Raw genomic sequence first — 26,519 nt, forward strand, 5'->3', positions numbered from 1 at the left:
CTGATGATCTGTTCGTCGGAAAAACGCTTCTTCATGGGGATGTCCTCATGTGGCTTATGAAGACATTACTAACATCGGGGTGTACTAATCAACGGGGAGCAGGTCAGGCATCATACACAGGTGGTAACCCCCAGGGAAACTCTATGAGTGATAATTTATTCCTGCCCCAGTCAAAATATAAAACCTTATCTAACTAGCTTTCTTAGTATTTTATAAATGAAGTGAAATTAACGAAGAAGTTTTACATTGTAAAGTGAGCAAAAATATTTACCATTCAACTGGCAAAATTTACAATCTGCAGCCCTTAGCCTGAGAAAATGCACATTAACAGAATAATCATCAAGTCCGATAGAGGCATAACTTACGTCCTCAAACATATCAGAAATAAATGAGTTGAAATTACAAAAATTAACTTCACTTAACATCTTGAACACCGCAGAAATATATCTATCATGCATTATCTTGACTTCGATAACCTTAGATAAACTTGAATGCGACTTACATTTGAAGAGATCAAAGAGAAAGTAAATCAGCATATTTTTATTGTCCGAAATCCATTTTAAAATTTTATTACGTGCACATGGTAATATATACACTGGATTTTTGAAAGGGTTTGAAACGTCAACCACAAGGGAACAATAACCATGAGGATTTATTCCACTTATAATTAAGTCACTAAGTCCTTTCACTGCATTCAAATAGTTATCAAAACAAACCTCATATAAACTGGTACTATGAACTGCACATTTAGATTCAAACAACCATCTATGACGCAGATAACCAATGCCTTTAGAGTGTATATCTTCAACAATACATTTGTGACAGTAACGAATGTTTGAGATGTTTACCAATGGATATGAATTAGTTATGTGAAAATTTTTCCGACAGGCATCTTCAACAGCGTTAAAATACCCGTAAACACCAGAAGATAACGACACTATATTGGAAGTTAGTATATAACCATTTCTAGTGGCAAGAATGTCATATATATCCTGCAAGCTATGCAATTTGTACATATCAATCAGTTCGAAACGAGGAAAGGCATCGTACCTTAGTGCGCCATGCTTTGATATTATGTTCCTGCAATTGGATAAGTTATACATTATCTGTGAACGCAGAAGAAAACTGTGCCACAATTCATTTTCGTAAACCATATAACTCCCTCTTATTTAATTAGTTCCATTTTTCTGAGAAGTATCATTGTCATTGGTAGTTTATCTCTGTATTTCAAAAGCCAGCCATGCCCTCCCAGTAAAGCATCTAGACTTGTAAGTGACATCGAGTACTGCCCCTGAGATAAAACATCATTTATTAATGATGATGAGATAATATCTCTCTCGCTCCAGTCTACTCTTTTATTTTTATAGCATCGTATTGTTTTAGGAAGACAGGAATTAAGCCAGTCACATTCATGTTTATTTAGCCAATAGAAACTTGCATAACAACTTTCTTTGACTAACTTTCGTGTTATAGAAACGGATTGATTATGTATAAATCTTAATATTGTCTGCTTATGACGCCGTCTTAAAGAATCTTTTTTACATTTTTTACGCCATGAGCATAAACCGTAACAAGATGAAATTACAGAGGATACAGCTCCTTCCGATAATGAGTTTTTCTCAGCTATGGATGCCAGACTAAACCCCCTTACAGCCATAGACTTGATAAGCAATTCAGTGAATATATTAATTTTTGTGTTTCGCTTAAACGCCCTCAGGTATTTTTTATAAATAAGTGTTTTAATGTAACATCTGCTGCGACTAAATTCCTTCCCAAGGTTGCTAACACTAGTATTATTTTCAACTATATGAAAACTGTATTTCTTATGACTTTTAAAGATTTCTTTCTTTTTATTAGTACGACTTCCTGCATACGTTGGCCAGCAAGTATTTAACAAACAATAACAAAGCAAAAGATGCTTTGTGGGATGCTGACAACATTTGTCTTTGAGTATAGGCTCCCAGTAATGATAATCAGTTAGGGATGTTGGTATAAGTCCCGATGAACCCTCCCCAAATAACTGGCACTTAGCATAAACATGTGCGTAGAATACATTTTTCTTTAAATTTCCATCCAATGATAATAAATTCAACTTTTTAAGTACATCCATGTAATTGGGGTGTGTAATATCTTTTCTTCTGATTATATTTAGGGACTCATAACAAAACTTAGCAAAATCGAAGTCTATCTCATTGCTAAGTTGTTCTGTATACGAAACAGGAGGCATCAGTCCAATACGTATGTGCGGTGAAGAAGGGACATGGATGCTTTCAAGCGCTACCGGATGCCGATGGCAGGTTGTAACCCCATGAAGCTGATGCGCCAGATGCCAATAAGTAACACCATAATGAAAAGTATCTTCACGAGCGCAAACCGGGCAAAACTTCAATAGTGTGCGCTGCCCTAGTGAAAAATTACTAAGGCGGCACAATCGATTAAGCCTGGCAGGGGTCGTGTTGAAATCCATAATTTCATTACGACTGATTGGTAGTGCCCAGGCAAAAAGAGGGAGTAAAGTCTGTTCATGCCAGAGCTGATCTGCACTTTCGGATGTATGAAGAGAAATAGCCTTTAATCCTGAATTGAGAATTGGATGGACGTTCATATCAGGTTTGTTGAAAATGATCGTTAACAGAGAAGATGGGGACATACCGTACACGGTAGTTGTCCGACAAAACCGGCTGAACAAGGATTCATCAGGCAAAACAGGCAACATTCTCATTTCCCACACCTCTCTTTGACCGTTACGAACTGTTACCTCATTACAATTTATTAAGTGGATCTATATTTATAAGCCCGCAACGCTGAAGAGCATCGTAGGTATTTTTCTTTTCAGCTGTTCTGTTGATAACAAGATCGTGGTCAAGAGACAGTATTTTCTCGTCGAAATTGCGCAAAACCTCGTCTATTTTTCCTACGAATTCCTTGTGCTGTGGCCTGTCTATATCCCCAGGGATCAAAGACTTTAGGGACTTCTCTGCCATGATTTTAGCCGAAGCATCACCCTCATTAGATGCAGAGAGCCATTTAGCTTCCTCATCTTCAGTCGCGGCCCCCGGGAGTGGAGTATCCTTATATTCCTCCGTATGACTCACGAGTACCGGTACAGAGGCCGACAAGACTGCGCCAGTGATGATTTCATTGCCGCTACCGATAACCTTTAATTGTGCCCCCCGATAAATCATCTGAGCCAATCCAATATTGCCTTTAGATAAAATGAATAATTTTTCGTTTAACTCATCATTTAATGGAGTTTCAACATTTGTCCATTGTAATGGCCATAAATAATGAATAAACGATTGCCAGTCTTGTGAATCGTATCTAACATTCTTAATTTTCATGTAACCACCAGACTCTGCCCGCCTGGCAATTCTCATTTTCTTTGTCAGCGTCTCGTCAAAAGGATGATTTCCACAAAAAACCATAGATACCCCCATGGAATCTACAATTTCATGTAAAAAATCAATCAACTTACTCTCACCCCCGGTTCTTGAAAATTTAAGCCTCTGCATTTCATCAATAACAAGGATACCCAAAAATGATGATTTAATTCTTTGTGCAATCTGGCGAGCCAGAGCACCATTTCTAATCTCAGGTGTAGTTCGTTCAATACCAATTGCATCATCTAATTTTTGTAAAATCTCTTCACAAAGGTCTCTCACACTTGAATTGTATGGACAATTAATCTTTACCCATACAATTTGCTTACTGAAGCCGGGAAAAACTCCTTTATAGCTGCTGTGTTCTATAATCTGAGGGAAATGATCCATGACTTGCTCAATCATGGTAGTTTTTCCAGAACCACTCATTCCAACTATCGTAATAGTTTCAGCCTGGGATTTAAAATATCCACTTTCTGGCTCAATATCAGGACGCTCATTTCCATAGTAATGAAGATATTGAATTGTTCCGCTTTTTAAAGGATTACGAGCTGCATAGCTTTCCCTAAGTGCCCGTAAGATCATCTTATAAGCCTGGATAAGATTGGTTTGAGGGCAACGGAATTTCTTTATACGTTCGACATACTGCTCTCTAACATTCGCCGGGGCAGTCCAGCGGATTTTTTCGTCAATTTCGGGGAAATAACTCATTTCCAGAAGTACTTCATCTTCCGTAAGCGCTTCAGGAAGTGCTTCAATTAAGGGATTGCCACGATACTCAGGTAACTCCTGTTCTTTATATATCGCTGAAACGCGCCGTATAAGATTCATTATTCTGCGTCCTCAGTCTTCTTCTTACCTTTTAACCATCTTTGTTTCTCCTCCCGGCCAGGCAAAAGCAGAACATTACTGGATGAAGGAAGTAGGGGTTCAGATCTTCCATTAGCAACATGAGTTCGCCCTAATGAATCAAGTTCATTTTTCCTGTTCTTTTTAATATCTTTACCATGTACCCGGCGAGATTCGTATATTTCATTTAATCTTTCGTTACCTTTCCTGTTAAATTCATCTTTATTATTGATATTGCTGAGCGAATCCAGAGTAAATAAATTAATTTCTTTTTGAGTATCTACCCAATCAGCCATTACATCTGTATCAAGATGAGCTTTCCCTTTAAATACATCTCTTTTCTTAAGTAGGTAATGTTTTTTGAAAATGCTATTTTTGTCAAATCTTACATATATATAATCTACGCAATTGTCATCTATTCTTGCTTCACAAGTGGTTCTTCCAAATACTCTGACACCTGATGCAATTTCAGGATCACATTCATAAAAAAGATTATTGTACTGAATCCCACCGGCGGTAATGTTAGCGTTCACAGGGATTAACAATCGTGCGATCACTTCGTCGGCCCCAACGGCTCTTGCGCTGAATCTCCCGTGCTTTAAGCTTATCATCCAACTATTTTTTGGTGATATTACGAGATCATTTTCAATCAGTAAGGGATTGATATAAGCCAGTTCCTCATACGTTCTCTGATTATGTGCAAGTATCTCCCGAATCAGTAAAGACGTGACCTCCTGAATCGTTAAACAAGCCCTGGATTGCGGTGTTGGCTCTCCTTTAACAATCTTTCCCCTTCGTGTTGTTCCAATAAGCCTATGAATAACCTCATCATTCAGAATGCCGAAACAGCGTTCAACAATGCTTTTTCTGTCGCCTCTACCGACTGGCGCAAACTCAAGTTTTGTCAGGGGGGTCATCTCTTCCTGAGGTTTAAGACCAATCATCTCCCCGTTGTCACACATCAATGTTAATGGAATGTGAGAACAAGGCCAATCATCATCAGTAATAGAGATTCCAAATAATCTACAATATTCTTTTTTTGGCATAAAGCAATTTGCTAACGCTTGTCGGGCGGCTCGCCATGAAGCATGGTATAAAGAAACATGAAGGCCAACAATCATTCTTGTTGCACGATCCACCACTGTATAAATAGTAGGACGCCCAATGACTTTTCGTCTGTTTAAACTCGAAATAAGATGTACATCAGCGACAGTTGAGTCTATTTCGAAAACATCACCCGGCAAAACAGTTGTATTAGCCACACTACCTAAAAGCGCCCGCATTTTGAGGTCTATTTCTTTTTTCGTGTTCTTCTTATTTATCGAGAAATCTTTAGTGAAGAGTTTTTTATTCCAGTATGAAAATTGTTTTAAAGAAGGAACATATGGAGCTCTATTTTCTAGGTTTGCTGTTTTAATTTCATCCCTAAAATACAAATCAATATGTCTCTCTAATGTTTTCTTTATCGTATCTCCGTTAACTTTATAATGATACGTAATGAGAGATTTTCTAATATTATTTATATCTCTTTCATTAAGAATGAAAACACGTGATCGTTCATTAGGTAATGCTCTGTTTTTTTTGGAATTCCCAAGTTTAATTTCATGTTTGATTCTACTTTTCCCAGCGGCGCCACAGTTCGAGAATGCGGGTAGCAATGCATAAATATCCTGCCCATGTCGCCAATACAACGCCAGAAGCGTTCTGATAGTATATTGTGATATTTTTTTATTTCTTGAGTAATCCATTAAAAGGTGCGACTTTTTATGTAATGCATAGTCGAACAGAAACATTCTGTCATCTACAAGATCTTTAATGATATTGTAATTTTCATCTCGCCTTCCTCTGTCTTTATCTGTTAATTCTTTCTCATCTACTAACATATATGAAGGATATATATAATCTTTACAAGTTATGCTATTTGATTCAATATAATATTTAAACATTGAAAATGAGAAAGGGATTGGCTTACCCGTTTTTTCTGATTTTATTTTAAACAAAATTAACAAATCGACCTTTCTGTCAAAATCCAAAACACGGTAAAGTCCCTCTGCAAGCAAATCAGTGCCTTGAGAGAGCCAGACTGAATTCCTAATAATATCCATTTGCGTTCAGTCCTATATAGTGGTCATTGGAAATTATCTTTATCAGACCGGTTTCGAGTATTGGATATGATAAATCAACATTTATCATTTTTAATCCAATCATTGCCTGCAATAACATCATCGCTTCTTGTGCATCTACCCCAAAGATTGATGAAATCATTGCACGTAGTCCTACTATGGGATAAACATCTGGTTTAAGCTTCCATAGGATTTTATCAAGAGGATATTTATCATAAAATTCAGAACCATCTCTTAATACAGAAGTAGCCCAGCAAATGTTTTTACCGACGACGTTATTGAGTTCCGAGCCAACATAAATTTGAAACTCAACATCAATCAACTGCCAAAACATCCTCTCTATTTCAAGTTTTTGGGCTTCGCGTTCAGGTATGCTCTCGTTATGTTTTACTGCTATAGCTTTGTATCGAAGTCCGCCTTCAGGAGTTCTCAAGGTCAGTAAAAAATCGGTTGTCATAACATTCAGAACTTCGACAGGTACTCCTCTTACTCCCCTCACCATAGGATGTTGAAAATGTAGATGATTTGCTATTTGTTGGGTAAGCCGGAGAGGAAAGAGTGGGAATTGTTCCCGGATATCAATCACCGAGTCATTAAACTCAGCCAGATAGAAAAAGTTACTTTCGACAGAAGAAAGGAGATGATGGTTTCGAAACGTCTTAAGGCCAAAGACTATCGAACGGTTTCCACGGGATTTAACGTCCTGAGCTCTAAGCCAGGGCTGATAACTTTGGCCATAGCCCACTCCTATGCCGTCACCTAGCGCATTTTCATAATCCAAATAGGATTTGAGACGCCTACCCCTAGCCATGATCGTACCCTAAAAACGACATTGATACGTACCTATATGTGCATTTTATAGTCTCCAACCCTATAACCACACATTCAGTAAGTATACAACATTAGCGTCGTTTTTTGAGAATGGTTACAACTTTAGTGCTTTGTGTACAACTTTATTGTCCTCGGACATCGGCCAGCGCCTGCGCACACGCCCAGGCACTGGCCCACGCCCACTGGAAGTTATACCCGCCGAGCCAGCCGGTCACATCCATCACTTCACCGATGAAGTAGAGGCCCGGCACGTTGCGCGCTTCCATCGTGCGCGAGGAGAGCTCATTCGTGTCGACACCGCCCAGCGTGACCTCCGCCGTGCGGTAGCCTTCGGTGCCGTTGGGCTGCACGCGCCAGTTTGTCAGGGTCTCTACCAGCGTCTCCTGCTCGCGGCTGTTAAGCTGCTTAAGGGAAACATCCGGGATCTGCCCTAACCCCTGCAAACACTCCACCAGACGCTTCGGCAACTGCATCGCGAGGGTATTTTTCAGGCTCTGATTCGGGTGCGCCGCACGCTGTTCATTGAGGAACGCATCCAGATCGCACTCCGGCAGCAGGTTAACCGTGACGAACTCGCCCGGCTGCCAGTAGCTGGAGATTTGCAGCACCGCCGGGCCGGAGAGGCCGCGGTGGGTAAAGAGGAGGTTTTCGCGGAACACCGTTCCGTCTTCGGCGGTAATAACGGAAGGAACAGAAACGCCAGACAACGTCTGAAGCTGTTCCAGAAGCGGTTTGTGCAGAGTAAAAGGAACCAGTCCCGCACGCGTTGGCAGCACCTTCAGGCCAAACTGCTCGGCAATTTTGTAGCCGAACGGCGAGGCGCCCAGTCCCGGCATCGACAGACCGCCGCTGGCAATGACCAGGTTATCGGCGCTGACGCTTTCGCCGTTGAGCTGCAGCGTATAGCCCTGCTCGTCGCGGGATACGTCCAGCACCTCCGTACGCAGGCGCATTACCACGCCGCCCTTCTCGCACTCGGCCACCAGCATATCGACAATCTGCTGCGCGGAGTCGTCACAGAACAGCTGCCCCAACGTCTTCTCATGCCACGCGATACCGTGCTTACCCACAAGATCGATAAAATCCCACTGGGTATAACGCGCCAGCGCAGATTTACAAAAATGGCGGTTCTGGCTCAGATAGGCCGCAGGTTCGACATACAGGTTCGTAAAGTTGCAGCGCCCGCCGCCAGACATCAGGATCTTGCGCCCAGGCTTTTTACCGTTATCCAGCAGCAGCACGCGACGACCTGCCTGTCCGGCCATCGCCGCACAAAACATACCCGCCGCACCGGCGCCAATTACCACGGCATCAAACCTTTCCACGTCAAAACCCTCTTTGTTCACTGCCGCGGATTGTAAAGTTTCCTCTGTGGTCACACCAGCGTAAAAAGATATTACAAAGCCATTTCATTGAAATTTAAAGAATATCCTTTCAGACACTTTTCCCAAATCAGGTGGTATGTCAAAAAAAGTCTATATTTCACTTTGCCCGCCGCGCATTTGTCCTGGATAATGCGCCGCGTTCATGTCCTCAAAATGGCGTAACGTCCTATGCTACATTTGTTTGCCGGCCTGGATTTACATACCGGGCTTTTATTATTGCTTGCTCTGGTTTTTGTACTGTTTTACGAAGCGATCAACGGCTTCCACGACACTGCAAACGCAGTAGCAACGGTTATCTACACTCGCGCAATGCGATCGCAACTGGCGGTCGTTATGGCGGCGGTATTTAACTTTTTTGGTGTCCTTCTGGGCGGACTGAGCGTTGCGTATGCCATTGTGCATATGCTGCCAACGGATCTGCTGCTTAACGTAAGTTCTGGCCATGGCCTCGCTATGGTGTTCTCAATGCTGCTTGCTGCAATTATCTGGAACCTCGGTACCTGGTATTTCGGCCTGCCTGCATCCAGTTCTCACACCCTCATCGGTGCCATTATCGGTATCGGGTTAACCAACGCCCTGATGACCGGCACCTCGGTTGTTGATGCGCTTAACCTGCCTAAAGTACTGGGTATTTTCGGTTCTCTGATCATCTCCCCTATCGTCGGTCTGGTGGTTGCGGGTGGATTGATTTTCATCCTGCGTCGCTACTGGAGCAACACGAAAAAACGTGCGCGTATCCACCTGACGCCAGCAGAGCGTGAGAAGAAAGACGGCAAGAAAAAGCCACCATTCTGGACGCGTATCGCCCTGATCATTTCCGCCATCGGCGTGGCCTTCTCTCACGGCGCGAACGACGGGCAGAAAGGCATCGGTCTGGTGATGCTGGTTCTGATTGGCGTTGCACCGGCGGGCTTCGTGGTTAACATGAATGCCTCCGGTTATGAAATCACCCGTACCCGTGATGCGGTCAATAACGTTGAAACCTATTTCCAGCAGCACCCTGAACTGCTGAAAAAAGCGACCGGCGTTGACCAGCTGATCCCGTCTCCTGAAGCGGGTGCGACCACCGCCCCGGGCGAGTTCCACTGCCACCCGGCAAACGCGATTAACGCGCTGGAACGTGCAAAAGGCATGCTGGGCGATATCGAAAGCTACGACAAACTGGCCGTTGAGCAACGTGGTCAGCTGCGTCGCATTATGCTCTGCATCTCTGACGTGACCGACAAAGTCGCGAAGCTGCCAGACGTGAATGCTGACGACAAGCGCCTGCTGAAGAAACTGAAAAGCGATATGCTCAACACCATTGAGTACGCGCCAATCTGGATCATCATGGCTGTCGCGCTGGCACTGGGTATCGGTACGATGATTGGCTGGCGTCGTGTGGCAACCACCATCGGCGAGAAGATCGGTAAGAAAGGCATGACCTATGCGCAGGGCATGTCCGCGCAGATGACGGCGGCGGTCTCTATCGGTCTGGCAAGCTACACCGGTATGCCGGTCTCCACCACCCACGTACTCTCTTCGTCCGTGGCAGGTACCATGATTGTTGATGGCGGCGGTCTGCAACGCAAAACCGTGACCAACATTCTGATGGCCTGGGTGTTTACGCTTCCGGCGTCTATCCTGCTCTCGGGTGGGTTGTACTGGATTGCGCTGAAGCTGATTTAATTGGCTGAAGGCGACAAAAAAGCGGGTCAGAAAACTGACCCGCTTTTTTTATGCTCAGTGCCAAATCATTAAGGCAATCATACTGACGACGACCAGGCCACACAGGGCGCTGGTCAAAATGAACTGGCGACGCAGGCGCTCGCAGCGGCGGATAAACTCTTCATCGTGATGATCCCGGTAGCGCTGGTAGTAGATATACCCGACCAGGCGCATCTGTTTGCTGGGCTGTCCATGCGAGGTGAAGAACCCTCCACCGTCCACATACTGATAAAGCAACGGATCGCAACCACGAAGTACCACTAACAGCGCACGTAACGATGAGAAGTAGCGCGCCATATTCACTATGCAAACTACGCATAACGCCCAAAACAATGCGACGGTGCTAATCATACATCCTCCCCGGCGTCCGCCCACGAAGCAAGGCTTCTGAGCTACCGCACCCCAATGCCCTGACAGACAGTTCAGTGAAAGAATGACCAAAAGTCGATCCGGTTCGCGTTTTAATATCCGAACGGTTCATTAAATAGTGTAGGAGATCCGTTAATTTTTTTGCCACAAGGTTAATCGTTATCAACACCAAAGCTTGAAAAATATGTTTAACTGGGCCGTAATGAAAGCATCAGACGACGGCTTTCTGTTTAGTCATCGATAACTTAAGGAAGGAGTAACACTATGGCTTACAAACACATTCTCATCGCGGTAGACCTCTCCCCGGAGAGCAAAGTGCTGGTTGATAAAGCAGTATCCATGGCACGCCCTTACAACGCGAAAGTTTCGCTGATTCACGTTGATGTGAATTACTCCGACCTTTATACCGGTCTGATCGACGTGAATCTCGGCGATATGCAAAAACGCATCTCCGAAGAGACACACCACGCCCTGAGCGAGCTGTCCACCAACGCAGGTTATCCGATCACTGAAACCTTAAGCGGTAGCGGCGATCTGGGCCAGGTGCTGGTCGATGCGATTAAGAAATACGATATGGACCTGGTGGTTTGCGGTCATCACCAGGACTTCTGGAGCAAGCTGATGTCCTCAGCGCGTCAGCTGATCAACACCGTTCACGTGGATATGCTGATTGTTCCGCTGCGTGACGAAGAAGACGAGTAAGTGCAAAAAAGCCCGGTGGCGCTAACGCTTACCGGGCCTACAAATGGCACTGAACGTAGGCCGGGTAAGGCGAAGCCGCCACCCGGCTTTTTTATTCCGGCGTACCCGAATAAATATCAAACCGGTGCCCTTTGGTGGTCACCGCGTTGGTCGTCGCAACGTCCGCCAGCGGCGGCGCGTAGTCCGGGCGTTTCACCACCACCCGCTTCGTTGCAAGCTGACGGGCAGGCTCAAGCAGGCCGTCCGCATCCAGATCTGGCCCCACCAGCGACTGAAACACCCGCATCTCTTTTTTCACCAGCGCGCTTTTCTGCTTATGCGGGAACATCGGATCGAGATAGACCACCTGCGGGCGCGGGGTGATATCGGTCAACGCCGTCAGGCTGGAGGCGTGGATCAGCTGTAAACGTTCCTGCAACCACGGGCCGATTTCCGGGTCCGCGTAACCACGGGTCAGGCCGTCATCCAGCAACGCGGCCACCACCGGGTTGCGCTCCAGCATCCGCACGCGGCAGCCGACAGACGCCAGCACAAACGCATCGCGCCCCAGCCCCGCCGTGGCATCCACCACATCCGGAAGATAGCTCCCTTTGATGCCGACGGCTTTTGCAACAGCCTCACCGCGGCCGCCGCCAAACTTGCGCCGGTGCGCCATCGCGCCCCCGACAAAATCGACAAAAATCCCGCCGAGTTTCGGTTCGTCGCGCTTACGTAATTCGAGATGCTCTGGCGTCATCACCAGCGCCATCAGGTTTTCTTCATCGTGCTCCAGCCCCCAGCGGGCGGCCAGAACAGATAAGGCGCCGTCTCCGGTGCCTGTTTCATCCACTAAGCAGATCTTCACGTAGCAATCAGCCTTTGATCCCGTAATGCTCAAGCATCGCATCCAGCTGCGGCTCGCGGCCACGGAAGCGTTTGAACAGCTCCATCGGCTCTTCTGAGCCGCCGCGGGTCAGGATGTTATCGAGGAACGACTGACCGGTTTCACGGTTGAAAATCCCCTCTTCTTCAAAGCGAGAGAAAGCATCCGCCGCCAGGACATCGGCCCACAGGTAGCTGTAATAACCTGCCGCATAGCCGCCCGCGAAGATGTGGCTGAACGCGTGCGGGAAGCGGCCCCAGGTTGGCCCTGGAATAACCGCGACCTGCTTTTTAATCTCGGCCAGGGTTTCGAGGATTTTTGCCCCCTGCTCCGGGCTAAACTCGGCGTGCAGGCGGAAGTCGAACAGGCCGAACTCCAGCTGGCGCAGAATAAACATTGCCGCCTGGTAGTTCTTGGCTGCCAGCATTTTATCCAGCAGTTCTTTCGGCAGTGGTTCACCGGTCTCGTAGTGGCCGGAGATAAACGCCAGCGCGTCCGGCTCCCAGCACCAGTTTTCCATAAACTGACTCGGCAGCTCGACCGCATCCCACGGCACACCGCTAATACCGGCCACGCCTGCGGTTTCAATGCGGGTCAGCATATGGTGCAGACCGTGACCGAACTCATGGAACAGGGTGATCACTTCGTCGTGGGTGAACAGAGCAGGCTTGCCGTTGACCGGGCGGTTGAAATTACAGGTCAGGTAAGCGACAGGCTTTTGCAGGGAACCGTCGGCTTTACGCATCTGGCCGACGCAGTCATCCATCCACGCCCCGCCACGCTTGTTCTCACGCGCGTAGAGATCGAGGTAGAAGCTGCCGCGCAGTTCGTTTTTCTCGTCATACAGCTCGAAGAAGCGCACGTCCGGGTGCCAGACGTCGATATCAGTACGCTCTTTGGCGGTGATGCCGTAGATGCGTTTCACCACTTCGAACAGGCCGTTAACGGCTTTGTTTTCCGGGAAGTACGGGCGCAGCTGCTCGTCGCTGATGCTGTAGAGGTGCTGCTTCTGTTTTTCGCTGTAATACGCGATGTCCCACGGCTGCAGCTCATCCACGCCGAACTCCGCTTTGGCGAAGGCGCGCAGCTGGGCCAGCTCTTTTTCACCCTGAGGACGGGCGCGTTTCGCCAGATCGGTCAGGAAATCGAGCACCTGCTGCGGGTTCTCGGCCATTTTGGTGGCGAGGGATTTGTCCGCGTAGCTGTCAAAGCCCAGCAGCTGTGCCAGCTCGTGACGCAGGGCGAGGATTTCCGCCATCACCGGGCTGTTATCCCACTTACCGGCATTCGGCCCCTGATCGGAGGCGCGGGTGCTGTAGGCGCGGTACATCTCTTCACGCAATGCCTGGTTGTCGCAGTAGGTCATCACCGGCAGATAGCTTGGGATATCCAGCGTTAACAGGAAGCCTTCCTGCTCTTTCGCTTCGGCCTGGGCTTTTGCCGCCGCCAGTGCGCTTTCCGGCATACCCGCCAGCTCTGCTTCGTCGGTAATCAGCTTCGTCCAGCCCATGGTGGCGTCGAGCACGTTGTTGCTGTACTGGTTACCCAGCTCAGACAGGCGCGCCGCGATTTCGCCGTAGCGAACCTGCTTCTCTTTTGGCAGGCCAATCCCGGAAAGCTCGAAATCACGCAGGGCGTTATCGACGGATTTTTTCTGCGCGGTGTTCAGTTCAGCATAGTGGTCGCCGTCGCGCAGATCGCGATAGGCCTTGTAGAGCCCTTCGTGCTGGCCGACCCAGGTGCTGTACTCGGAGAGCAGCGGCAGGGTTTGTTCGTAGGCTTCACGCAGCTCCGGGCTGTTTTTTACCGAGTTAAGGTGGCTTACCGGGGAGAAGATACGCCCCAGCACGTCATCCACTTCGGCCAGCGGCTGACACAGATTTTCCCAGGTGTACGGCCCGCCCTGCGCGACCACGCTTTCTACCGCCGCGCGGCAGTTGTCCAGCGCTTGCGTAACGGCTGGAACCACATGCTCAGGGAGGATTTTAGAAAACGGTGGCAACGAAAAAGGCGTCAGTAATGGATTGGTCATAAACGCTGTCCTGTTGAATTTGATGAATGAAGCGCGCATCCGGCGCTGTGCATATGGTTCAGTAATGGGGTTAAGTGTAGAGGATTTCAATGCCGGGCGTTGCGCTTTCGCGGCCGTGGAAACTTTTCTGTATACTGTGGCGATACGCTCTATTTTTGCCCGATGGCGCTACGCTTATCGGGCCTACGTTGACTACCCGGAACACATTCATCCATGCTCAGTTATCGCCACAGCTTTCACGCAGGCAACCACGCCGACGTCCTCAAACACACCGTTCAGAGCCTGATCATCGAATCACTCAAAGAGAAAGAGAAGCCGTTTCTCTATCTGGACACCCACGCGGGCGCGGGCCGCTATCAGCTGAGCGGCGAACACGCCGAGCGTACCGGTGAATATCTGGAAGGGATCGCCCGTATCTGGCAGCAGGACGATCTGCCTGCCGAACTGGAACCGTACATTGGTGTGGTGAATCATTTCAACCGCAACGGCCAGTTGCGCTACTACCCGGGCTCGCCATTGATTGCCCGTCAGCTGCTGCGTGGGCAGGACAGCCTGCAGTTGACCGAGCTGCACCCAAGCGATTTCCCGCTGCTGCGTTCTGAGTTTCAGAAAGACAGCCGCGCCCGCGTGGACAAAGCCGATGGCTACCTGCAGCTGAAAGCCAAACTGCCGCCGGTCTCCCGTCGCGGCCTGGTGCTGATAGACCCGCCATACGAAATCAAAACCGACTATCAGGCGGTGGTCACCGGCATTAACGAAGGTTACAAACGTTTTGCGACCGGCACCTACGCCCTGTGGTACCCGGTGGTTCTGCGCGCGCAAATCAAGCGCATGATCAAAGATCTGGAAGCGACCGGTATCCGCAAAATCCTGCAGATTGAGCTGGCCGTCCGTCCGGACAGCGACCAGCGCGGCATGACCGCCTCCGGCATGATTGTCATTAACCCGCCATGGAAGCTCGAAGCGCAGATGAACAACGTTCTGCCGTGGCTGCATAAAACGCTGGTACCTGCCGGGACAGGTCACGCCACCGTCAGCTGGATCGTGCCAGAGTAATCGCAGCCATCGGTGGAAACTATTGATTTCAGGTATACAATCGCGGCAATTCACGATTAAGGATAAAAGCTATGACTAAGCATTATGACTACATCGCAATCGGCGGCGGTAGCGGCGGCATCGCCTCCATCAACCGTGCGGCCATGTATGGCCAGAAGTGTGCGCTGATTGAAGCCAAAGCGCTGGGCGGCACCTGCGTCAACGTGGGTTGTGTACCGAAAAAGGTGATGTGGCATGCGGCGCAAATCCGTGAAGCCATCCATATGTATGGCCCGGATTACGGCTTTGACACCACGATCAACCACTTCGACTGGGAGAAGCTGATCGCCAGCCGTACCGCCTACATCGACCGCATTCACACCTCGTACGATAACGTGCTGGGTAAGAACAACGTAGATGTGATCCACGGCTTCGCCCGCTTTGTGGACGCGAAAACGATCGAAGTGAACGGGGAGACGATCACTGCCGATCATATCCTGATCGCTACCGGCGGCCGTCCGAGCCACCCGAACATCCCGGGTGCCGAATACGGCATCGACTCCGACGGTTTCTTCGAACTGCCAGCCCTGCCAGAGCGCGTTGCGGTGGTGGGCGCGGGTTATATCGCGGTCGAGCTGGCCGGTGTGATTAACGGTCTGGGCGCTGAAGCGCACCTGTTCGTGCGTAAACATGCGCCGCTGCGCAGCTTTGATCCGCTGATCGTCGACACCTTAGTAGAAGTGATGAACACCGAAGGTCCAACCCTGCATACCAACGCCGTGCCAAAAGCGGTGATTAAAAATGCAGACGGCAGCCTGACCCTGGAACTGGAAGATGGTCGCAGCCAGACCGTCGACTGCATGATCTGGGCGATTGGCCGTGAACCGGCGAATGACAACTTCAACCTGGCCGTAACCGGCGTGAAAACCGATGAAAAAGGCTATATCGTCGTCGATAAATTCCAGAACACCAGCGTGCCAGGCATTTACGCGGTGGGCGATAACACCGGTGCCGTTGAACTGACCCCGGTGGCCGTTGCGGCGGGGCGTCGCCTTTCCGAGCGTCTGTTCAACAACAAGCCGGATGAGCACCTGGATTACAGCAACATCCCGACCGTGGTCTTCAGCCACCCGCCTATCGGCACCGTCGGTTTAACCGAGCCGCAGGCGCGCGAGCAGTATGGTGACGATCAGGTGAAAGTGTATAAATCTGCGTTTACCGCAATGTATACCGCCGTCACCTCGCACCGTCAGCCGTGCCGCATGAAGCTGGTCTGCGTGGGTCCGGAAGAGAAGATTGTCGGTATCCACGGCATTGGCTTTGGCATGGACGAGATCCTGCAGGGCTTTGCGGTGGCGCTGAAGATGGGCGCGACGAAGAAAGACTTCGATAATACCGTGGCGATCCACCCGACCGCGGCCGAAGAGTTTGTGACCATGCGCTAGTCCTGATGCCCCTCCACTGAGGGGCATTCTTTTTTACATTCACAAATCGTTGCAAAACGAATGCTCCGAAAAGAGTGATCTACCGCACATATTCCTCCCCATCTACCGAAGCGAATGTCTACGCTTATAAGACGCCCGGATAAACCTGTCTTCAAGAACACCTAACCGGAGGTCCTTATCATTATGTTCAACCAGAAACTACAGGCTAACGAGAACATCGCGTTCGAGATTGCAGAAGAGCTGCGCTACGAGACCGATCCCTGCGAGTTGAAACTGGATGAGATGATTGAGGCGGAGCCGGAGGCAGAAATGATCGAGGGGCTACCCGCCTCCGATGCCCTGACCCCCGCTGACCGTTACCTTGAGCTGTTCGAACATGTGCAGTCAACAAGGCTGTTTGCGGATAGCAAAACCTTTCCTGACTGCGCGCCGAAGATGGATCCGCTGGATATTTTGATCCGCTATCGTAAGGTGCGACGCCACCGGGATTTCGACCTGCGCCAGTTCGTGGAGAATCACTTCTGGCTGCCCGAGACCTATAGCACGGAGTATGTGTCCGACCCGGGGCTGTCGCTTAAAGAGCATATCGACAGCCTGTGGCCCGTGCTGACGCGCGAGCCGCAGGATCATATCCCCTGGTCTTCCCTGCTGGCCCTGCCGCAGGCCTATATCGTCCCCGGCGGACGATTCAGTGAGACCTACTACTGGGATTCCTACTTCTCGATGCTGGGGCTGGCCGAGAGCGGCCGTAACGATCTGCTGAAGTGCATGGCGGATAACTTCGCGTGGCTGATCGAGCGTTACGGCCATATCCCGAACGGCAACCGAACCTACTACCTCAGCCGCTCCCAGCCGCCGGTCTTTGCCCTGATGGTGGAGCTGTTTGAAGAGGACGGGGTGCGCGGTGCGAAGCGCTACCTTGAGCACCTCAAAATGGAGCACGCCTTCTGGATGGACGGCGCGGAGTCGCTGCTGCTGAATCAGGCCTATCGCAGCGCGGTGCGTATGCCGGATGGCTCATTGCTGAACCGCTACTGGGATGACCGTGACACTCCGCGCGACGAATCGTGGATTGAGGACGTGGAGACGGCCCGCCATTCCGGTCGACCACCCAATGAGGTGTATCGCGATCTGCGTGCAGGGGCGGCCTCCGGCTGGGATTACTCCTCCCGCTGGCTGCGCGAACCGGGCCGACTGGCCAGCATTCGCACCACGCAGTTTATCCCTATCGACCTGAACGCCTTCCTGTTCAAGCTGGAAAGCGCTATCGCCAATATCTCGGCGTCGAAAGGAGATAAGGAGACGGCTGACCTGTTCCGCCAGAAAGCCAGCGATCGCCGGGCAGCGGTGAACCGCTACCTGTGGGATGAAGAGAATGGCTGCTACCGCGATTACGACTGGCGTCGGGAAAATATGGCGCTGTTCTCTGCGGCGAGCATTGTGCCGCTGTATGTCGGAATGGCGACCCATGAGCAGGCAGAACGCTTGTCTGATGCGGTTAAATCACGTCTGCTCACCCCGGGCGGTATCCTGGCGACCGAGTACGAAACCGGCGAGCAGTGGGATAAACCCAATGGCTGGGCACCGCTGCAGTGGATGGCCATTCAGGGCTTTAAGCAGTACGGCAACGACTCACTGGGCGATGAGATCGCCTGGAGCTGGCTGCATACGGTGAATCATTTTTATAAGACTCACCATAAGCTGATTGAGAAGTATCACATCGCCAGCAGTACCCCACGCGAAGGGGGCGGCGGTGAGTATCCATTGCAGGATGGCTTTGGCTGGACGAATGGCGTGGTGCGGCGGTTGATTGGGTTGTATGGAGAGCCTTGAGTGGGGTGCGGTCTGGTGCCCTCACCCCGCCCTCTCCCACAGGGAGAGGGCGTTACGATCAGCGGATCACCTCATAAATGGCAGACTGAATAGCCTGCCATTTTTTTGTGCTGGCATTCGGCTGTGACTCGGCGCGGCGCGTCGCCATATCCAACTCGTGCTGCTGGCGTTTCACCACGGCCGGGACGGTACAAAACGCTTTCAGGTACTGTTTACGCAGGGATGTCAGCGATTCGCCATTCGCCATGGCATGGGTGAGCGTATTGATAAACCGGCGGCACGGCTTCTCTTCCACCATGTGCTGTCGGTAGCGCAACATCAGCTCCAGCACGTCGTCATGGTTGGATGACATCGCTTCTTCCGTCCATGAAAGCTTCCAGTCCATTCCACCCTGCAAAAAGAGCTGCGCGATGCGGGTGTCATTGCGGTTGATGGCCGAGCGGAAATTATTCTCGTCCCAGGTGATGCCCATGCGCGTCAGCGTCTCCCGCGAGGAGGGCGTTTCCCGCATCTCCTGCGGCGCAGGCGTTTCGGTGGCGGCCACCGCGGTCTCTGCTGGCGCGCTGCTGGTCACCAGCCAGAATCCTCCCACAACAATCGCAATGACCATCACGCCCACTGCGCCCCATAACACGCCGGAGATGAGCTGCTCGCGTTGTTCTGGCGTGCGCGGGGCGCGCTGGGTCGGTTTTTCGATGGTGTCACGTACTTCAAATAGATCCCCGCCGGTGACCCGATCCCTTTTCTGTGCTTTTTCCCAGAAAGCGTGCAGTTCGCTGGCATCCACCGCCATTATCCCGGCCGGGTTGACGCGGGTTCGCCCCTCTTCAAACGCACGCTGAACGGGCCGGGTGATTTGGGTGTAGTAGTTGTCGAGTAGCTGGATTTGCGCCGAGGTTAACGCTTTCTGAACGGTAAGGTTGTTGCGGATCTGGCGGATGTCATCAAGGAAGGTTTGCAGCGTTTTGCGCGGCTCCACCAGCAGCGTCAGCATGGACGGATCGCTGAACAGCGACGCGTAGTAGCGGCTGTACTCTTTTTTATCCACCAGCATCTGGGCCAGCTCGCTGAACATCATGCCGCTTAGCACATCGTTGATGTCGCCAAGCTTCAGCCAGCGCCGCACGCGGTCAGCGTTAAACAGGGTCTTCAGGTGGTTGTTCAGACGGACCTGATCGGGCCACGCCTGCTGGATAAGCCCTTTAATCATCAGTTCAATTGCACGCACCTGCTTGTGCGCCTGCTGCTGTTCAAGATCGCTGCCCGGCGCCAGCTCGGTACTGTAGGTGAGAAGAGGCTGTTGCAGACGAAGATGTTCCAGCGCGGTGACAAACCGCATTGCCGCAATAAGCTGATTTTCACTGACATCCTGCCCGCTTTCATACTGCGGTACGCGCTGCTGCAACAGGCGCAGTTGCAGGGTAAATTCTGACATCTCGGCATCGTTCAGGTTGAGCTTCTTCGCCACGGCCCCCCATCCGCCCAGGCCTAAACGGGCGCTATCCAGCTGCTCCAGAAACCAGCGTGGATCTTTTCCCTCAGAAACATGTACATTCAGGAGAAGCAATATTTCCACAGAGGCCTGACGAATGACCGCCAGACAGTGTTCAAACTGTTCGCGGTTATGGTGTGATGTGCTGAGCGTCATTGTTTTCCTTAAAAGACCACGAAGACATCCAAAAGGGGCCCGGAACGGCCGTTTTTCTTTTTATTTATACGCGCTTAACCATACCTGACTTTCTGTTGAAATAAAGTGACAGTCCTAAAATCATTTATATTGTTTCAGGAGAATCTGAATGCCTCAGCTAACCACCTCGCGTCTTATCTGCTCGCCGTTACAGGAAGATGACTGGCCCTTTTTTCTGGCGCTACAGCAAGACCCGGATGTGATGCGCTTTGTCGCGCAGGATCGCACTGTGGCGGACATTCGTGAGGCCTTCGACTCCCGACTGACGCCATGGACGCCCGGCTGCATGCACTGGCTCTGCCTCGTGGTTCGCGATAACGCCAGCCAGACTCCGCTGGGGGTGACCGGCTACAAACACCACGAAGCGGATTGCGCCGAAGTCGGTTTCCTTTTCGCCCCCGCGGCTCAGGGAAAAGGCTACGGCTTTGAATCCCTGCAGGCACTCTGTGATTATGCCTTCCACCAGGGGAGGATCCGCCGCCTCACCGCCACCGTCACGGCAGGGAATATCGCCTCCCGGCGTCTGCTGGAAAAAGCCCGCTTCCGGCTGGAGGGTGAGCTGCGTGAGAGCTATTACATTGGCGGCCGCTGGCATAATGACTGGCTATTCGGTTTATTACAGCGCGACTATCTGGAAAATATCAGCTGAGCAACGGCCATTTGGCGGATATGTCTCGTGCCGTATTTCCTCTACAGTAGCGTCTGAAAGAGGAAAATACCATGTTGAAGCTATCTTCTGCTGCCGTTGAATTAATTAAAAAACAGCAAGGGCTGTCTCTGGAAAAATACCGTGATGAGCACGGTACTGAGGTTATTGGGTATGGTCACGTTATTCAGCAATGGGAGAAGTTCCATGGTCTTATTACCGTTGCTGAAGCAGAGCGCTTGTTAGATAACGATATTCAGATTTATGAGACGTTAATTCAGGAAAATATCGCCCAGCCATTAACGCAACACCAGCACGATGCGCTGGTGTTGTTAATGTTCAGTTTTAGTGACACACCGTGTCCGATAAACGCCATCGCTCAGGCGGTGAGCCGGGTATAGCACATTGCCGCCTGCGTGCGATTTTTTACATCCAGCCGCCGGAAAAGTGACTCCAGATGGGCCTTTACCGTTGCCGCACTGATATTGAGCGTGCGGCCAATCTCTTTATTCCACTCCCCGGCGGCCAGTAACTTGAGCACTTCACGCTGGCGCTCGCTTAAGGATAACAATGCCTGGTGTGACGCCTGCTGCGCAAGCCATTCGCCGGGAAAACAGACCATCCCCCGGGAGACCGAATCCAGCACTGCGGCAAACCGCTCGGGACTGGCATTGCGGGGAATAATCGCCTTCACGTTGCGCTGAAACATCTGTTCAGCCCATCGGGTCTCTTTTTTCGTCAGCACCATCACGACACGTATCGCAGGGAAACGCGTGATAATGTCTTTCAGAAAGCTGATGCCCTCATTCTGAATTAATGCGCCGTCAATCATGACGATAGCGGATGGCGACGCAGACAACTGCGCCCATAATTCATCTGCCTGACGGGTTCCTGTCATATTTATTTCAGGAATTAACATCTGCAAACTGTTTATCGCTCCATGAATAAATATCGACTGCCTGTCAAACATGATTACTCGCATCGTTTTTCTCCCTCTGAGAATAGCGAGGGGGGATTGTATAGAGGCGTTATTTGAGAAAAAACTCAATGAACGGAGACGTTACAAATTCACCGCCGTTCTTTATATCTGCCCGTATCTGGACACATCTTTTTTAAGGATTTCCTTAAGAGGTTCCGTCCCCTTAAGGAGGCGTATTACAGGAACATCCCACCAGACACTTCAATACGTTGCGCATTCATCCAGCCCAGTTTGTCGCTGAGCAGCGCGGCGATGGCATCACCAATATCATCCGGCAGGCCAACACGCCCCAGCGCGGTTTGCGAAGACAGCAACTGATTAAGCTGCACGTCATCGCGTACGCGTCCGCCGCCAAAATCGGTTTCAATTGCCCCCGGCGCGATGATATTGACGGAGATCCCACGTGCGCCCAGCTCTTTGGCCTGATAGCGGGTCAGTACTTCCATCGCTCCTTTCATGGCCGCATAGGTCGCGGAGCCTGGCTGTGTAAAACGCGCCAGCCCGCTGGAGACGTTGAGGATCCGTCCGCCATCTTTCAGCAACGGCAGCAGGCGCTGGGTCAGGAAAAACGGCCCTTTTAAATGTACATTCATTACCTCATCGAACTGCGCTTCTGTCGTCTCGGTATAGGGGGCGTATAAACCCGTTCCGGCATTGTTCAATAAATAATCAAAGGTATCACGCTGCCAGACGGTTCGGAGGGTTTCCTGCAACTGTTGAGCAAAATGTTCGAAACGGGTGATATCTCCGACGTTAAGCTGTAATGCCGCCGCGTTTACCCCTTTTCCCTGAATTTCTTGCACAACATCCAGCGCATCCTGCTGATTGTGATGATAAGTCAGGACAATACCTGTTCCCTCTGCTGCCAGCTTCAGGGCCGCGTTTTTACCCAAACCACGGCTACCACCGGTCACTAAAGCGATACGTTCAGTCATAAGAAACCTCATTTCGGTTGTCAGGGAGATTGAGAAAGAGCTTATTAGCTGATAGAAGATCAATAAAGATGTGACAGAACGCTTCACTGTTTCATTTACAACAACAATGAGCGCTACCGATGGATAAAATTAACGCAATGCAGTTGTTTGCTCGGGTCGCGGAGCTGGAGAGTTTTTCCCGCGCAGCGGAGACGTTGACCCTGCCAAGAGGCAGCGTGTCGCGGCAGATTCAGGCGCTGGAAAACCGCCTGGGCACCCAACTGCTGCACCGCACCACGCGCCGCGTCAGCCTCACGCAGGACGGCATGGTCTATTACGAACGGGCAAAAGATCTGCTGGCGAACCTTGATGAACTGGACGGTATGTTTCAGCACGATCCCTCCACTATCAGCGGGCGGCTACGCGTCGATATGCCGGTGGGAGTTGCACGAAATTTAGTCATCCCCAAACTGCCTGCGTTTTTGCAGCAGTATCCGGGTATTGAACTGGAGCTCAGCAGCAGCGATCGTCTGGTGGATGTGATCCGCGAGGGGTTCGACTGCGTGGTGCGCGTCGGCACCCTGAAAGATTCCGGGCTTATCGCCCGCCCGCTGGGCAAGCTTACGGTTATCAACTGCGCCAGCCCGGATTATCTGACGCGGTTTGGTTATCCGGAAACGCTGGACGATTTGGCCTCACACGCGGTAATCCACTACGCCGCGATGCTGGGCACGCGCCCGCAGGGCTTTGAGTTTTATAACGGCAGTGCGACCCAGTGGGTTAAAACGGGCGGCGTCTTAACGGTCAACAGTACCGAGACGTACCATGCCGCCTGCATCGCCGGGCTGGGTATTATCCAGGTTCCCCGCGTGGGCGTTCGTGATTCTCTGCGCACGAAAAAGCTGATTGAAGTTCTGCCGCAATACCGGGCTGAACCCATGCCGGTTTCCCTGATTTACCCCCACCGCCGTAACCTTTCCCGCCGGGTACACCTGTTTATGGAGTGGCTTACGGAAATCACAAAAGCTTACGTGGATTAGTCGCAAGCTATAATTCAATGACATCCAGCTCAACGAAAAGGAAAAAACGCGTGACGCCGGAAAATAACCCGCAACGACCGACTCAACAATTAGATTACGATCCCATCAAGAAGATGGAGACCGGGCCCGAAGAGCCCAGCACACCCGGCAAAGCCAGCAAAGCGCTGGGGACGGTCACTACGCTGGCGGAGAGAGTTCAGCAGATCCCCGTGATTGCGCACCTGATACGCGCCGCGGAACGTTTCAACGACCGGATGGGGAATCAGTTTGGTGCAGCGATTACCTATTTTTCCTTTTTGTCGATGATCCCGATCCTGATGGTCTCGTTCGCGGCAGCCGGTTTTGTGCTCGCGTCTCATCCGACGCTGCTGCAGGATATTTTCAATAAGATCCTGAATAACGTCAGTGACCCGACCCTCGCCACCACGCTAAAAAGCACCATCAATACTGCCGTGCAGCAGCGCACCACGGTGGGTATTGTCGGTTTGCTGATTGCGCTCTATTCCGGTGTGAACTGGATGGGTAACCTGCGCGAGGCCATTCGCGCCCAGTCGCGCGAGGTATGGGAGCGTAAGCCTCAGGATCAGGAGAAAATTTGGGTTAAGTATTTCCGCGATTTTGTTTCGCTGATTGGTCTGCTGGTGGCGCTGGTCGTCACGCTCTCCATCACCTCGGTCGCCGGTTCCGCGCAGCAGATGATTATCTCCGCGCTCTATCTGGATTACATCGACTGGCTCAAGCCTGCGTGGCGCGGCATCGGGCTGGCGATTTCCATTTTCGCCAACTACCTGCTGTTCTTCTGGATCTTCTGGCGCTTGCCGCGTCATCGTCCGCGCAAAAAAGCGCTGATCCGCGGAACACTGCTCGCGGCAATAGGCTTTGAGGTGATTAAAATCGTGATGACTTATACCCTGCCGTCACTGGTGAAATCCCCTTCTGGCGCCGCGTTTGGCTCCGTTCTGGGGCTGATGGCGTTCTTCTACTTCTTTGCCCGCCTGACGCTGTTCTGCGCGGCGTGGATTGCCACCGCCGAATATAAAGGCGACACGCGCATGCCGGGGAAAACCCACCGCTAATTCCCCCTTTCGGGCTGAAAGTTTCAGCCCGATTCATCATTTCAGCATATATATCCAGTCCGTAACTTTTATTTAACTGAAAACCAGTTATATCCACTGATATTTAAAATCTGTGAAGCATTTCATGGAAGTGTTTTGGCTGGTCTGAACATTATCCGCTTTTTGTTGCTTTTATCACCGGTTCGCGGCTTTGTTACAGATTGAAATGTCGCTTTTGCTGTGCGTAATATGGCCTTTCGTCCGACATAAAATAAGAAAATATTATGCAAGCAACCGCCACAACACTCGATTCCGGGAGCGAAAACGTTCCGGTCAACTCACGCAATAAAGTTGTCGTCGCCTCGCTGATTGGCACCGCCATCGAGTTCTTCGACTTTTACATTTACGCCACCGCAGCGGTCATCGTCTTTCCGCATATTTTCTTCCCGCAGGGCGACCCGACGGCGGCCACGCTACAGTCTCTGGCAACCTTTGCTATCGCCTTCGTCGCGCGTCCGATTGGCTCTGCGCTGTTTGGTCATTTTGGCGATCGCATCGGGCGTAAAGTGACGCTTGTGGCCTCGTTGCTGACGATGGGTATTTCTACCGTCGCCATCGGCCTGCTGCCCACCTACGAGACCATCGGCATTCTGGCACCGGTGCTGCTGGCGCTGGCGCGTTTTGGTCAGGGTCTGGGTCTGGGCGGTGAATGGGGCGGTGCGGCACTGCTGGCGACCGAGAACGCCCCGGCGCGTAAACGGGCGCTGTATGGCTCCTTCCCGCAGCTTGGCGCACCGATTGGCTTCTTCTTTGCGAACGGCACCTTCCTGCTGCTCTCCTGGCTGCTGACCGACGAGCAGTTCATGAGCTGGGGCTGGCGTATTCCGTTCGTCTTCTCGGCCGTACTGGTGCTGATTGGTCTGTATGTTCGCGTTTCTCTGCACGAAACGCCAGTGTTCGCGAAAGTGGCGGCGGCGAAAAAACAGGTAAAAGTGCCGCTGGGCACGCTGCTGACCAAACATGTCCGCGTGACGGTGCTGGGCACCTTTATCATGCTGGCTACCTATACGCTGTTCTATATCATGACCGTCTACTCCATGACGTTCAGCACCGCTGCCGCGCCGGTTGGGCTGGGTCTGCCGCGTAACGAAGTGCTGTGGATGCTGATGATGGCGGTGATTGGGTTTGGCGTCATGGTGCCGATTGCCGGCCTGCTGGCGGATAAATTTGGCCGTCGCTCCAGCATGATCACCATCACGACACTTATCATTCTGTTCGCCCTGTTTGTCTTCCCGCCGCTGTTAGGCTCGGGCAGCCCTGCGCTGGTGATGGCGTATCTGCTGATTGGTCTGAGCCTGATGGGTTTAACCTTCGGCCCGATGGGCGCGCTGCTGCCGGAGCTGTTCCCGACGGAAGTGCGTTATACCGGCGCGTCGTTCTCCTATAACGTCTCGTCTATTCTGGGAGCGTCTGTTGCGCCGTATATCGCCACCTGGCTGCAGGCAAATTATGGCCTGTTCTACGTGGGCGTGTATCTGGCGGCCATGGCGGCACTGACGCTGATTGCGCTGCTGCTGACGCACGAGACTAAGCATCAGGCGCTTTAAGCTAATGCCGGGTGGCGCTGCGCTTACCCGGCAAAAAC

23 protein-coding genes are annotated in these 26,519 nt (G+C 51.0%); 11 read left to right on the forward strand and 12 right to left on the reverse strand.

What is annotated here, in order from left to right:
• A partial coding sequence (locus ACOTX3_RS21055; protein WP_421634981.1) for a hypothetical protein occupies positions 1–197 on the forward strand: 197 nt, incomplete at its 5' end.
• Between the two features lie 30 nt (positions 198–227).
• On the opposite strand, the gene ACOTX3_RS21060 is transcribed toward ACOTX3_RS21055, so the two are convergent.
• From ACOTX3_RS21060 to ACOTX3_RS21085, 6 genes are all read right to left on the reverse strand, one after another.
• A complete protein-coding gene (locus tag ACOTX3_RS21060; protein WP_127869140.1) occupies positions 228–1,154 on the reverse strand; it encodes a hypothetical protein in 927 nt (308 codons plus the stop codon).
• 11 nt (positions 1,155–1,165) lie between these two features.
• Complete coding sequence (locus ACOTX3_RS21065) at positions 1,166–2,722, reverse strand: TnsD family Tn7-like transposition protein (protein ID WP_001396300.1); 1,557 nt, start codon at positions 2,720–2,722, stop codon at positions 1,166–1,168.
• A 40-nt stretch (positions 2,723–2,762) separates the two neighbouring features.
• Entirely contained in the window at positions 2,763–4,211 is a 1,449-nt protein-coding gene (locus ACOTX3_RS21070) for an ATP-binding protein (protein ID WP_001049180.1), read from the reverse strand.
• Positions 4,211–6,334, reverse strand: coding sequence for a transposase (locus ACOTX3_RS21075; protein ID WP_115257237.1), 2,124 nt, complete (start codon positions 6,332–6,334; stop codon positions 4,211–4,213). Before ACOTX3_RS21075 ends, ACOTX3_RS21070 begins: the two co-directional genes overlap by 1 nt.
• Complete coding sequence (locus ACOTX3_RS21080; protein ID WP_000090707.1) at positions 6,321–7,163, reverse strand: TnsA endonuclease N-terminal domain-containing protein; 843 nt, start codon at positions 7,161–7,163, stop codon at positions 6,321–6,323. Before ACOTX3_RS21080 ends, ACOTX3_RS21075 begins: the two co-directional genes overlap by 14 nt.
• A 142-nt stretch (positions 7,164–7,305) precedes the next feature.
• Positions 7,306–8,508, reverse strand: coding sequence for an NAD(P)/FAD-dependent oxidoreductase (locus tag ACOTX3_RS21085; RefSeq protein ID WP_044159598.1), 1,203 nt, complete (start codon positions 8,506–8,508; stop codon positions 7,306–7,308).
• A gap of 228 nt (positions 8,509–8,736) precedes the next feature.
• Between ACOTX3_RS21085 and pitA the strand changes: the two genes are divergently transcribed.
• Entirely contained in the window at positions 8,737–10,236 is a 1,500-nt protein-coding gene (gene pitA, locus ACOTX3_RS21090; protein WP_013099193.1) for an inorganic phosphate transporter PitA, read from the forward strand.
• A 54-nt stretch (positions 10,237–10,290) separates the two neighbouring features.
• On the opposite strand, the gene uspB is transcribed toward pitA, so the two are convergent.
• Complete coding sequence (uspB, locus tag ACOTX3_RS21095; protein WP_003861224.1) at positions 10,291–10,626, reverse strand: universal stress protein UspB; 336 nt, start codon at positions 10,624–10,626, stop codon at positions 10,291–10,293.
• Between the two features lie 282 nt (positions 10,627–10,908).
• On the opposite strand from uspB, the gene uspA reads away from it, so the two are divergent.
• A complete protein-coding gene (gene uspA / locus ACOTX3_RS21100; protein WP_003861223.1) occupies positions 10,909–11,346 on the forward strand; it encodes a universal stress protein UspA in 438 nt (145 codons plus the stop codon).
• Between the two features lie 91 nt (positions 11,347–11,437).
• On the opposite strand, the gene rsmJ is transcribed toward uspA, so the two are convergent.
• Both rsmJ and prlC read right to left on the reverse strand, forming a co-directional pair.
• Positions 11,438–12,190: a 16S rRNA (guanine(1516)-N(2))-methyltransferase RsmJ gene (gene rsmJ, locus ACOTX3_RS21105; RefSeq protein WP_058679110.1), complete on the reverse strand. Its 753-nt coding sequence runs from the start codon at positions 12,188–12,190 to the stop codon at positions 11,438–11,440.
• Positions 12,191–12,197: 7 nt separating this feature from the next.
• The gene (prlC, locus tag ACOTX3_RS21110; protein WP_013099196.1) at positions 12,198–14,240 is read right to left on the reverse strand and encodes an oligopeptidase A; all 2,043 of its coding nucleotides are present in this window, start codon (positions 14,238–14,240) and stop codon (positions 12,198–12,200) included.
• 213 nt (positions 14,241–14,453) lie between these two features.
• On the opposite strand from prlC, the gene ACOTX3_RS21115 reads away from it, so the two are divergent.
• From ACOTX3_RS21115 to ACOTX3_RS21125, 3 genes are all read left to right on the forward strand, one after another.
• Positions 14,454–15,296: a 23S rRNA (adenine(2030)-N(6))-methyltransferase RlmJ gene (locus ACOTX3_RS21115; protein WP_048972538.1), complete on the forward strand. Its 843-nt coding sequence runs from the start codon at positions 14,454–14,456 to the stop codon at positions 15,294–15,296.
• Between the two features lie 71 nt (positions 15,297–15,367).
• A complete protein-coding gene (gene gorA, locus ACOTX3_RS21120; RefSeq protein WP_058679111.1) occupies positions 15,368–16,720 on the forward strand; it encodes a glutathione-disulfide reductase in 1,353 nt (450 codons plus the stop codon).
• Between the two features lie 183 nt (positions 16,721–16,903).
• On the forward strand, positions 16,904–18,553 hold the full coding sequence (locus tag ACOTX3_RS21125; RefSeq protein ID WP_127869141.1) for an alpha,alpha-trehalase: 1,650 nt from the start codon (positions 16,904–16,906) through the stop codon (positions 18,551–18,553).
• A 58-nt stretch (positions 18,554–18,611) separates the two neighbouring features.
• On the opposite strand, the gene ACOTX3_RS21130 is transcribed toward ACOTX3_RS21125, so the two are convergent.
• On the reverse strand, positions 18,612–20,201 hold the full coding sequence (locus ACOTX3_RS21130) for an STY4199 family HEPN domain-containing protein (RefSeq protein WP_045294869.1): 1,590 nt from the start codon (positions 20,199–20,201) through the stop codon (positions 18,612–18,614).
• 148 nt (positions 20,202–20,349) lie between these two features.
• Here ACOTX3_RS21130 and ACOTX3_RS21135 point away from each other — a divergent pair, with 148 nt between their 5' ends.
• Complete coding sequence (locus tag ACOTX3_RS21135) at positions 20,350–20,889, forward strand: GNAT family N-acetyltransferase (protein ID WP_058679112.1); 540 nt, start codon at positions 20,350–20,352, stop codon at positions 20,887–20,889.
• Between the two features lie 71 nt (positions 20,890–20,960).
• Complete coding sequence (locus ACOTX3_RS21140; RefSeq protein WP_013099202.1) at positions 20,961–21,287, forward strand: lysozyme; 327 nt, start codon at positions 20,961–20,963, stop codon at positions 21,285–21,287.
• Here the strand turns inward: ACOTX3_RS21140 and ACOTX3_RS21145 are convergent.
• The gene (locus ACOTX3_RS21145) at positions 21,266–21,868 is read right to left on the reverse strand and encodes a helix-turn-helix transcriptional regulator (RefSeq protein WP_127869142.1); all 603 of its coding nucleotides are present in this window, start codon (positions 21,866–21,868) and stop codon (positions 21,266–21,268) included. The two genes, ACOTX3_RS21140 and ACOTX3_RS21145, sit on opposite strands and share 22 nt — an antisense overlap.
• A gap of 173 nt (positions 21,869–22,041) precedes the next feature.
• Positions 22,042–22,800, reverse strand: coding sequence for an SDR family NAD(P)-dependent oxidoreductase (locus ACOTX3_RS21150; protein ID WP_058679114.1), 759 nt, complete (start codon positions 22,798–22,800; stop codon positions 22,042–22,044).
• A gap of 119 nt (positions 22,801–22,919) precedes the next feature.
• Between ACOTX3_RS21150 and ACOTX3_RS21155 the strand changes: the two genes are divergently transcribed.
• From ACOTX3_RS21155 to ACOTX3_RS21165, 3 genes are all read left to right on the forward strand, one after another.
• On the forward strand, positions 22,920–23,819 hold the full coding sequence (locus ACOTX3_RS21155) for a LysR family transcriptional regulator (RefSeq protein ID WP_127869143.1): 900 nt from the start codon (positions 22,920–22,922) through the stop codon (positions 23,817–23,819).
• A 50-nt stretch (positions 23,820–23,869) separates the two neighbouring features.
• Positions 23,870–24,895 carry an inner membrane protein YhjD gene (gene yhjD, locus ACOTX3_RS21160; RefSeq protein ID WP_045901007.1) on the forward strand — a complete coding sequence of 342 codons (1,026 nt, stop codon included), beginning with the start codon at positions 23,870–23,872 and terminating at the stop codon, positions 24,893–24,895.
• Between the two features lie 263 nt (positions 24,896–25,158).
• On the forward strand, positions 25,159–26,481 hold the full coding sequence (locus ACOTX3_RS21165) for an MFS transporter (RefSeq protein WP_013099207.1): 1,323 nt from the start codon (positions 25,159–25,161) through the stop codon (positions 26,479–26,481).
• The last annotated feature ends 38 nt before the right edge of the window (positions 26,482–26,519 follow it).

The sequence above is a fragment of the Enterobacter cloacae complex sp. IR5384 genome (assembly GCF_049237265.1).
Classification (GTDB): domain Bacteria; phylum Pseudomonadota; class Gammaproteobacteria; order Enterobacterales; family Enterobacteriaceae; genus Enterobacter; species Enterobacter cloacae.

What these genes read in the sequence shown, in the direction of transcription:
- ACOTX3_RS21145 (WP_127869142.1), bottom strand. Translation starts at nt 21,868, where the DNA reads ATGCGAGTAATCATGTTTGACAGGCAGTCGATATTTATTCATGGAGCG.
- ACOTX3_RS21130 (WP_045294869.1), bottom strand. Translation starts at nt 20,201, where the DNA reads ATGACGCTCAGCACATCACACCATAACCGCGAACAGTTTGAACACTGT.
- ACOTX3_RS21080 (WP_000090707.1), bottom strand. Translation starts at nt 7,163, where the DNA reads ATGGCTAGGGGTAGGCGTCTCAAATCCTATTTGGATTATGAAAATGCG.
- uspB (WP_003861224.1), bottom strand. Translation starts at nt 10,626, where the DNA reads ATGATTAGCACCGTCGCATTGTTTTGGGCGTTATGCGTAGTTTGCATA.
- prlC (WP_013099196.1), bottom strand. Translation starts at nt 14,240, where the DNA reads ATGACCAATCCATTACTGACGCCTTTTTCGTTGCCACCGTTTTCTAAA.
- ACOTX3_RS21150 (WP_058679114.1), bottom strand. Translation starts at nt 22,800, where the DNA reads ATGACTGAACGTATCGCTTTAGTGACCGGTGGTAGCCGTGGTTTGGGT.
- ACOTX3_RS21115 (WP_048972538.1), top strand. Translation starts at nt 14,454, where the DNA reads ATGCTCAGTTATCGCCACAGCTTTCACGCAGGCAACCACGCCGACGTC.
- ACOTX3_RS21165 (WP_013099207.1), top strand. Translation starts at nt 25,159, where the DNA reads ATGCAAGCAACCGCCACAACACTCGATTCCGGGAGCGAAAACGTTCCG.
- ACOTX3_RS21125 (WP_127869141.1), top strand. Translation starts at nt 16,904, where the DNA reads ATGTTCAACCAGAAACTACAGGCTAACGAGAACATCGCGTTCGAGATT.
- pitA (WP_013099193.1), top strand. Translation starts at nt 8,737, where the DNA reads ATGCTACATTTGTTTGCCGGCCTGGATTTACATACCGGGCTTTTATTA.
- ACOTX3_RS21075 (WP_115257237.1), bottom strand. Translation starts at nt 6,334, where the DNA reads ATGGATATTATTAGGAATTCAGTCTGGCTCTCTCAAGGCACTGATTTG.
- ACOTX3_RS21060 (WP_127869140.1), bottom strand. Translation starts at nt 1,154, where the DNA reads ATGGTTTACGAAAATGAATTGTGGCACAGTTTTCTTCTGCGTTCACAG.
- ACOTX3_RS21065 (WP_001396300.1), bottom strand. Translation starts at nt 2,722, where the DNA reads ATGAGAATGTTGCCTGTTTTGCCTGATGAATCCTTGTTCAGCCGGTTT.
- ACOTX3_RS21140 (WP_013099202.1), top strand. Translation starts at nt 20,961, where the DNA reads ATGTTGAAGCTATCTTCTGCTGCCGTTGAATTAATTAAAAAACAGCAA.
- ACOTX3_RS21070 (WP_001049180.1), bottom strand. Translation starts at nt 4,211, where the DNA reads ATGAATCTTATACGGCGCGTTTCAGCGATATATAAAGAACAGGAGTTA.
- gorA (WP_058679111.1), top strand. Translation starts at nt 15,368, where the DNA reads ATGACTAAGCATTATGACTACATCGCAATCGGCGGCGGTAGCGGCGGC.
- uspA (WP_003861223.1), top strand. Translation starts at nt 10,909, where the DNA reads ATGGCTTACAAACACATTCTCATCGCGGTAGACCTCTCCCCGGAGAGC.
- ACOTX3_RS21155 (WP_127869143.1), top strand. Translation starts at nt 22,920, where the DNA reads ATGGATAAAATTAACGCAATGCAGTTGTTTGCTCGGGTCGCGGAGCTG.
- ACOTX3_RS21135 (WP_058679112.1), top strand. Translation starts at nt 20,350, where the DNA reads ATGCCTCAGCTAACCACCTCGCGTCTTATCTGCTCGCCGTTACAGGAA.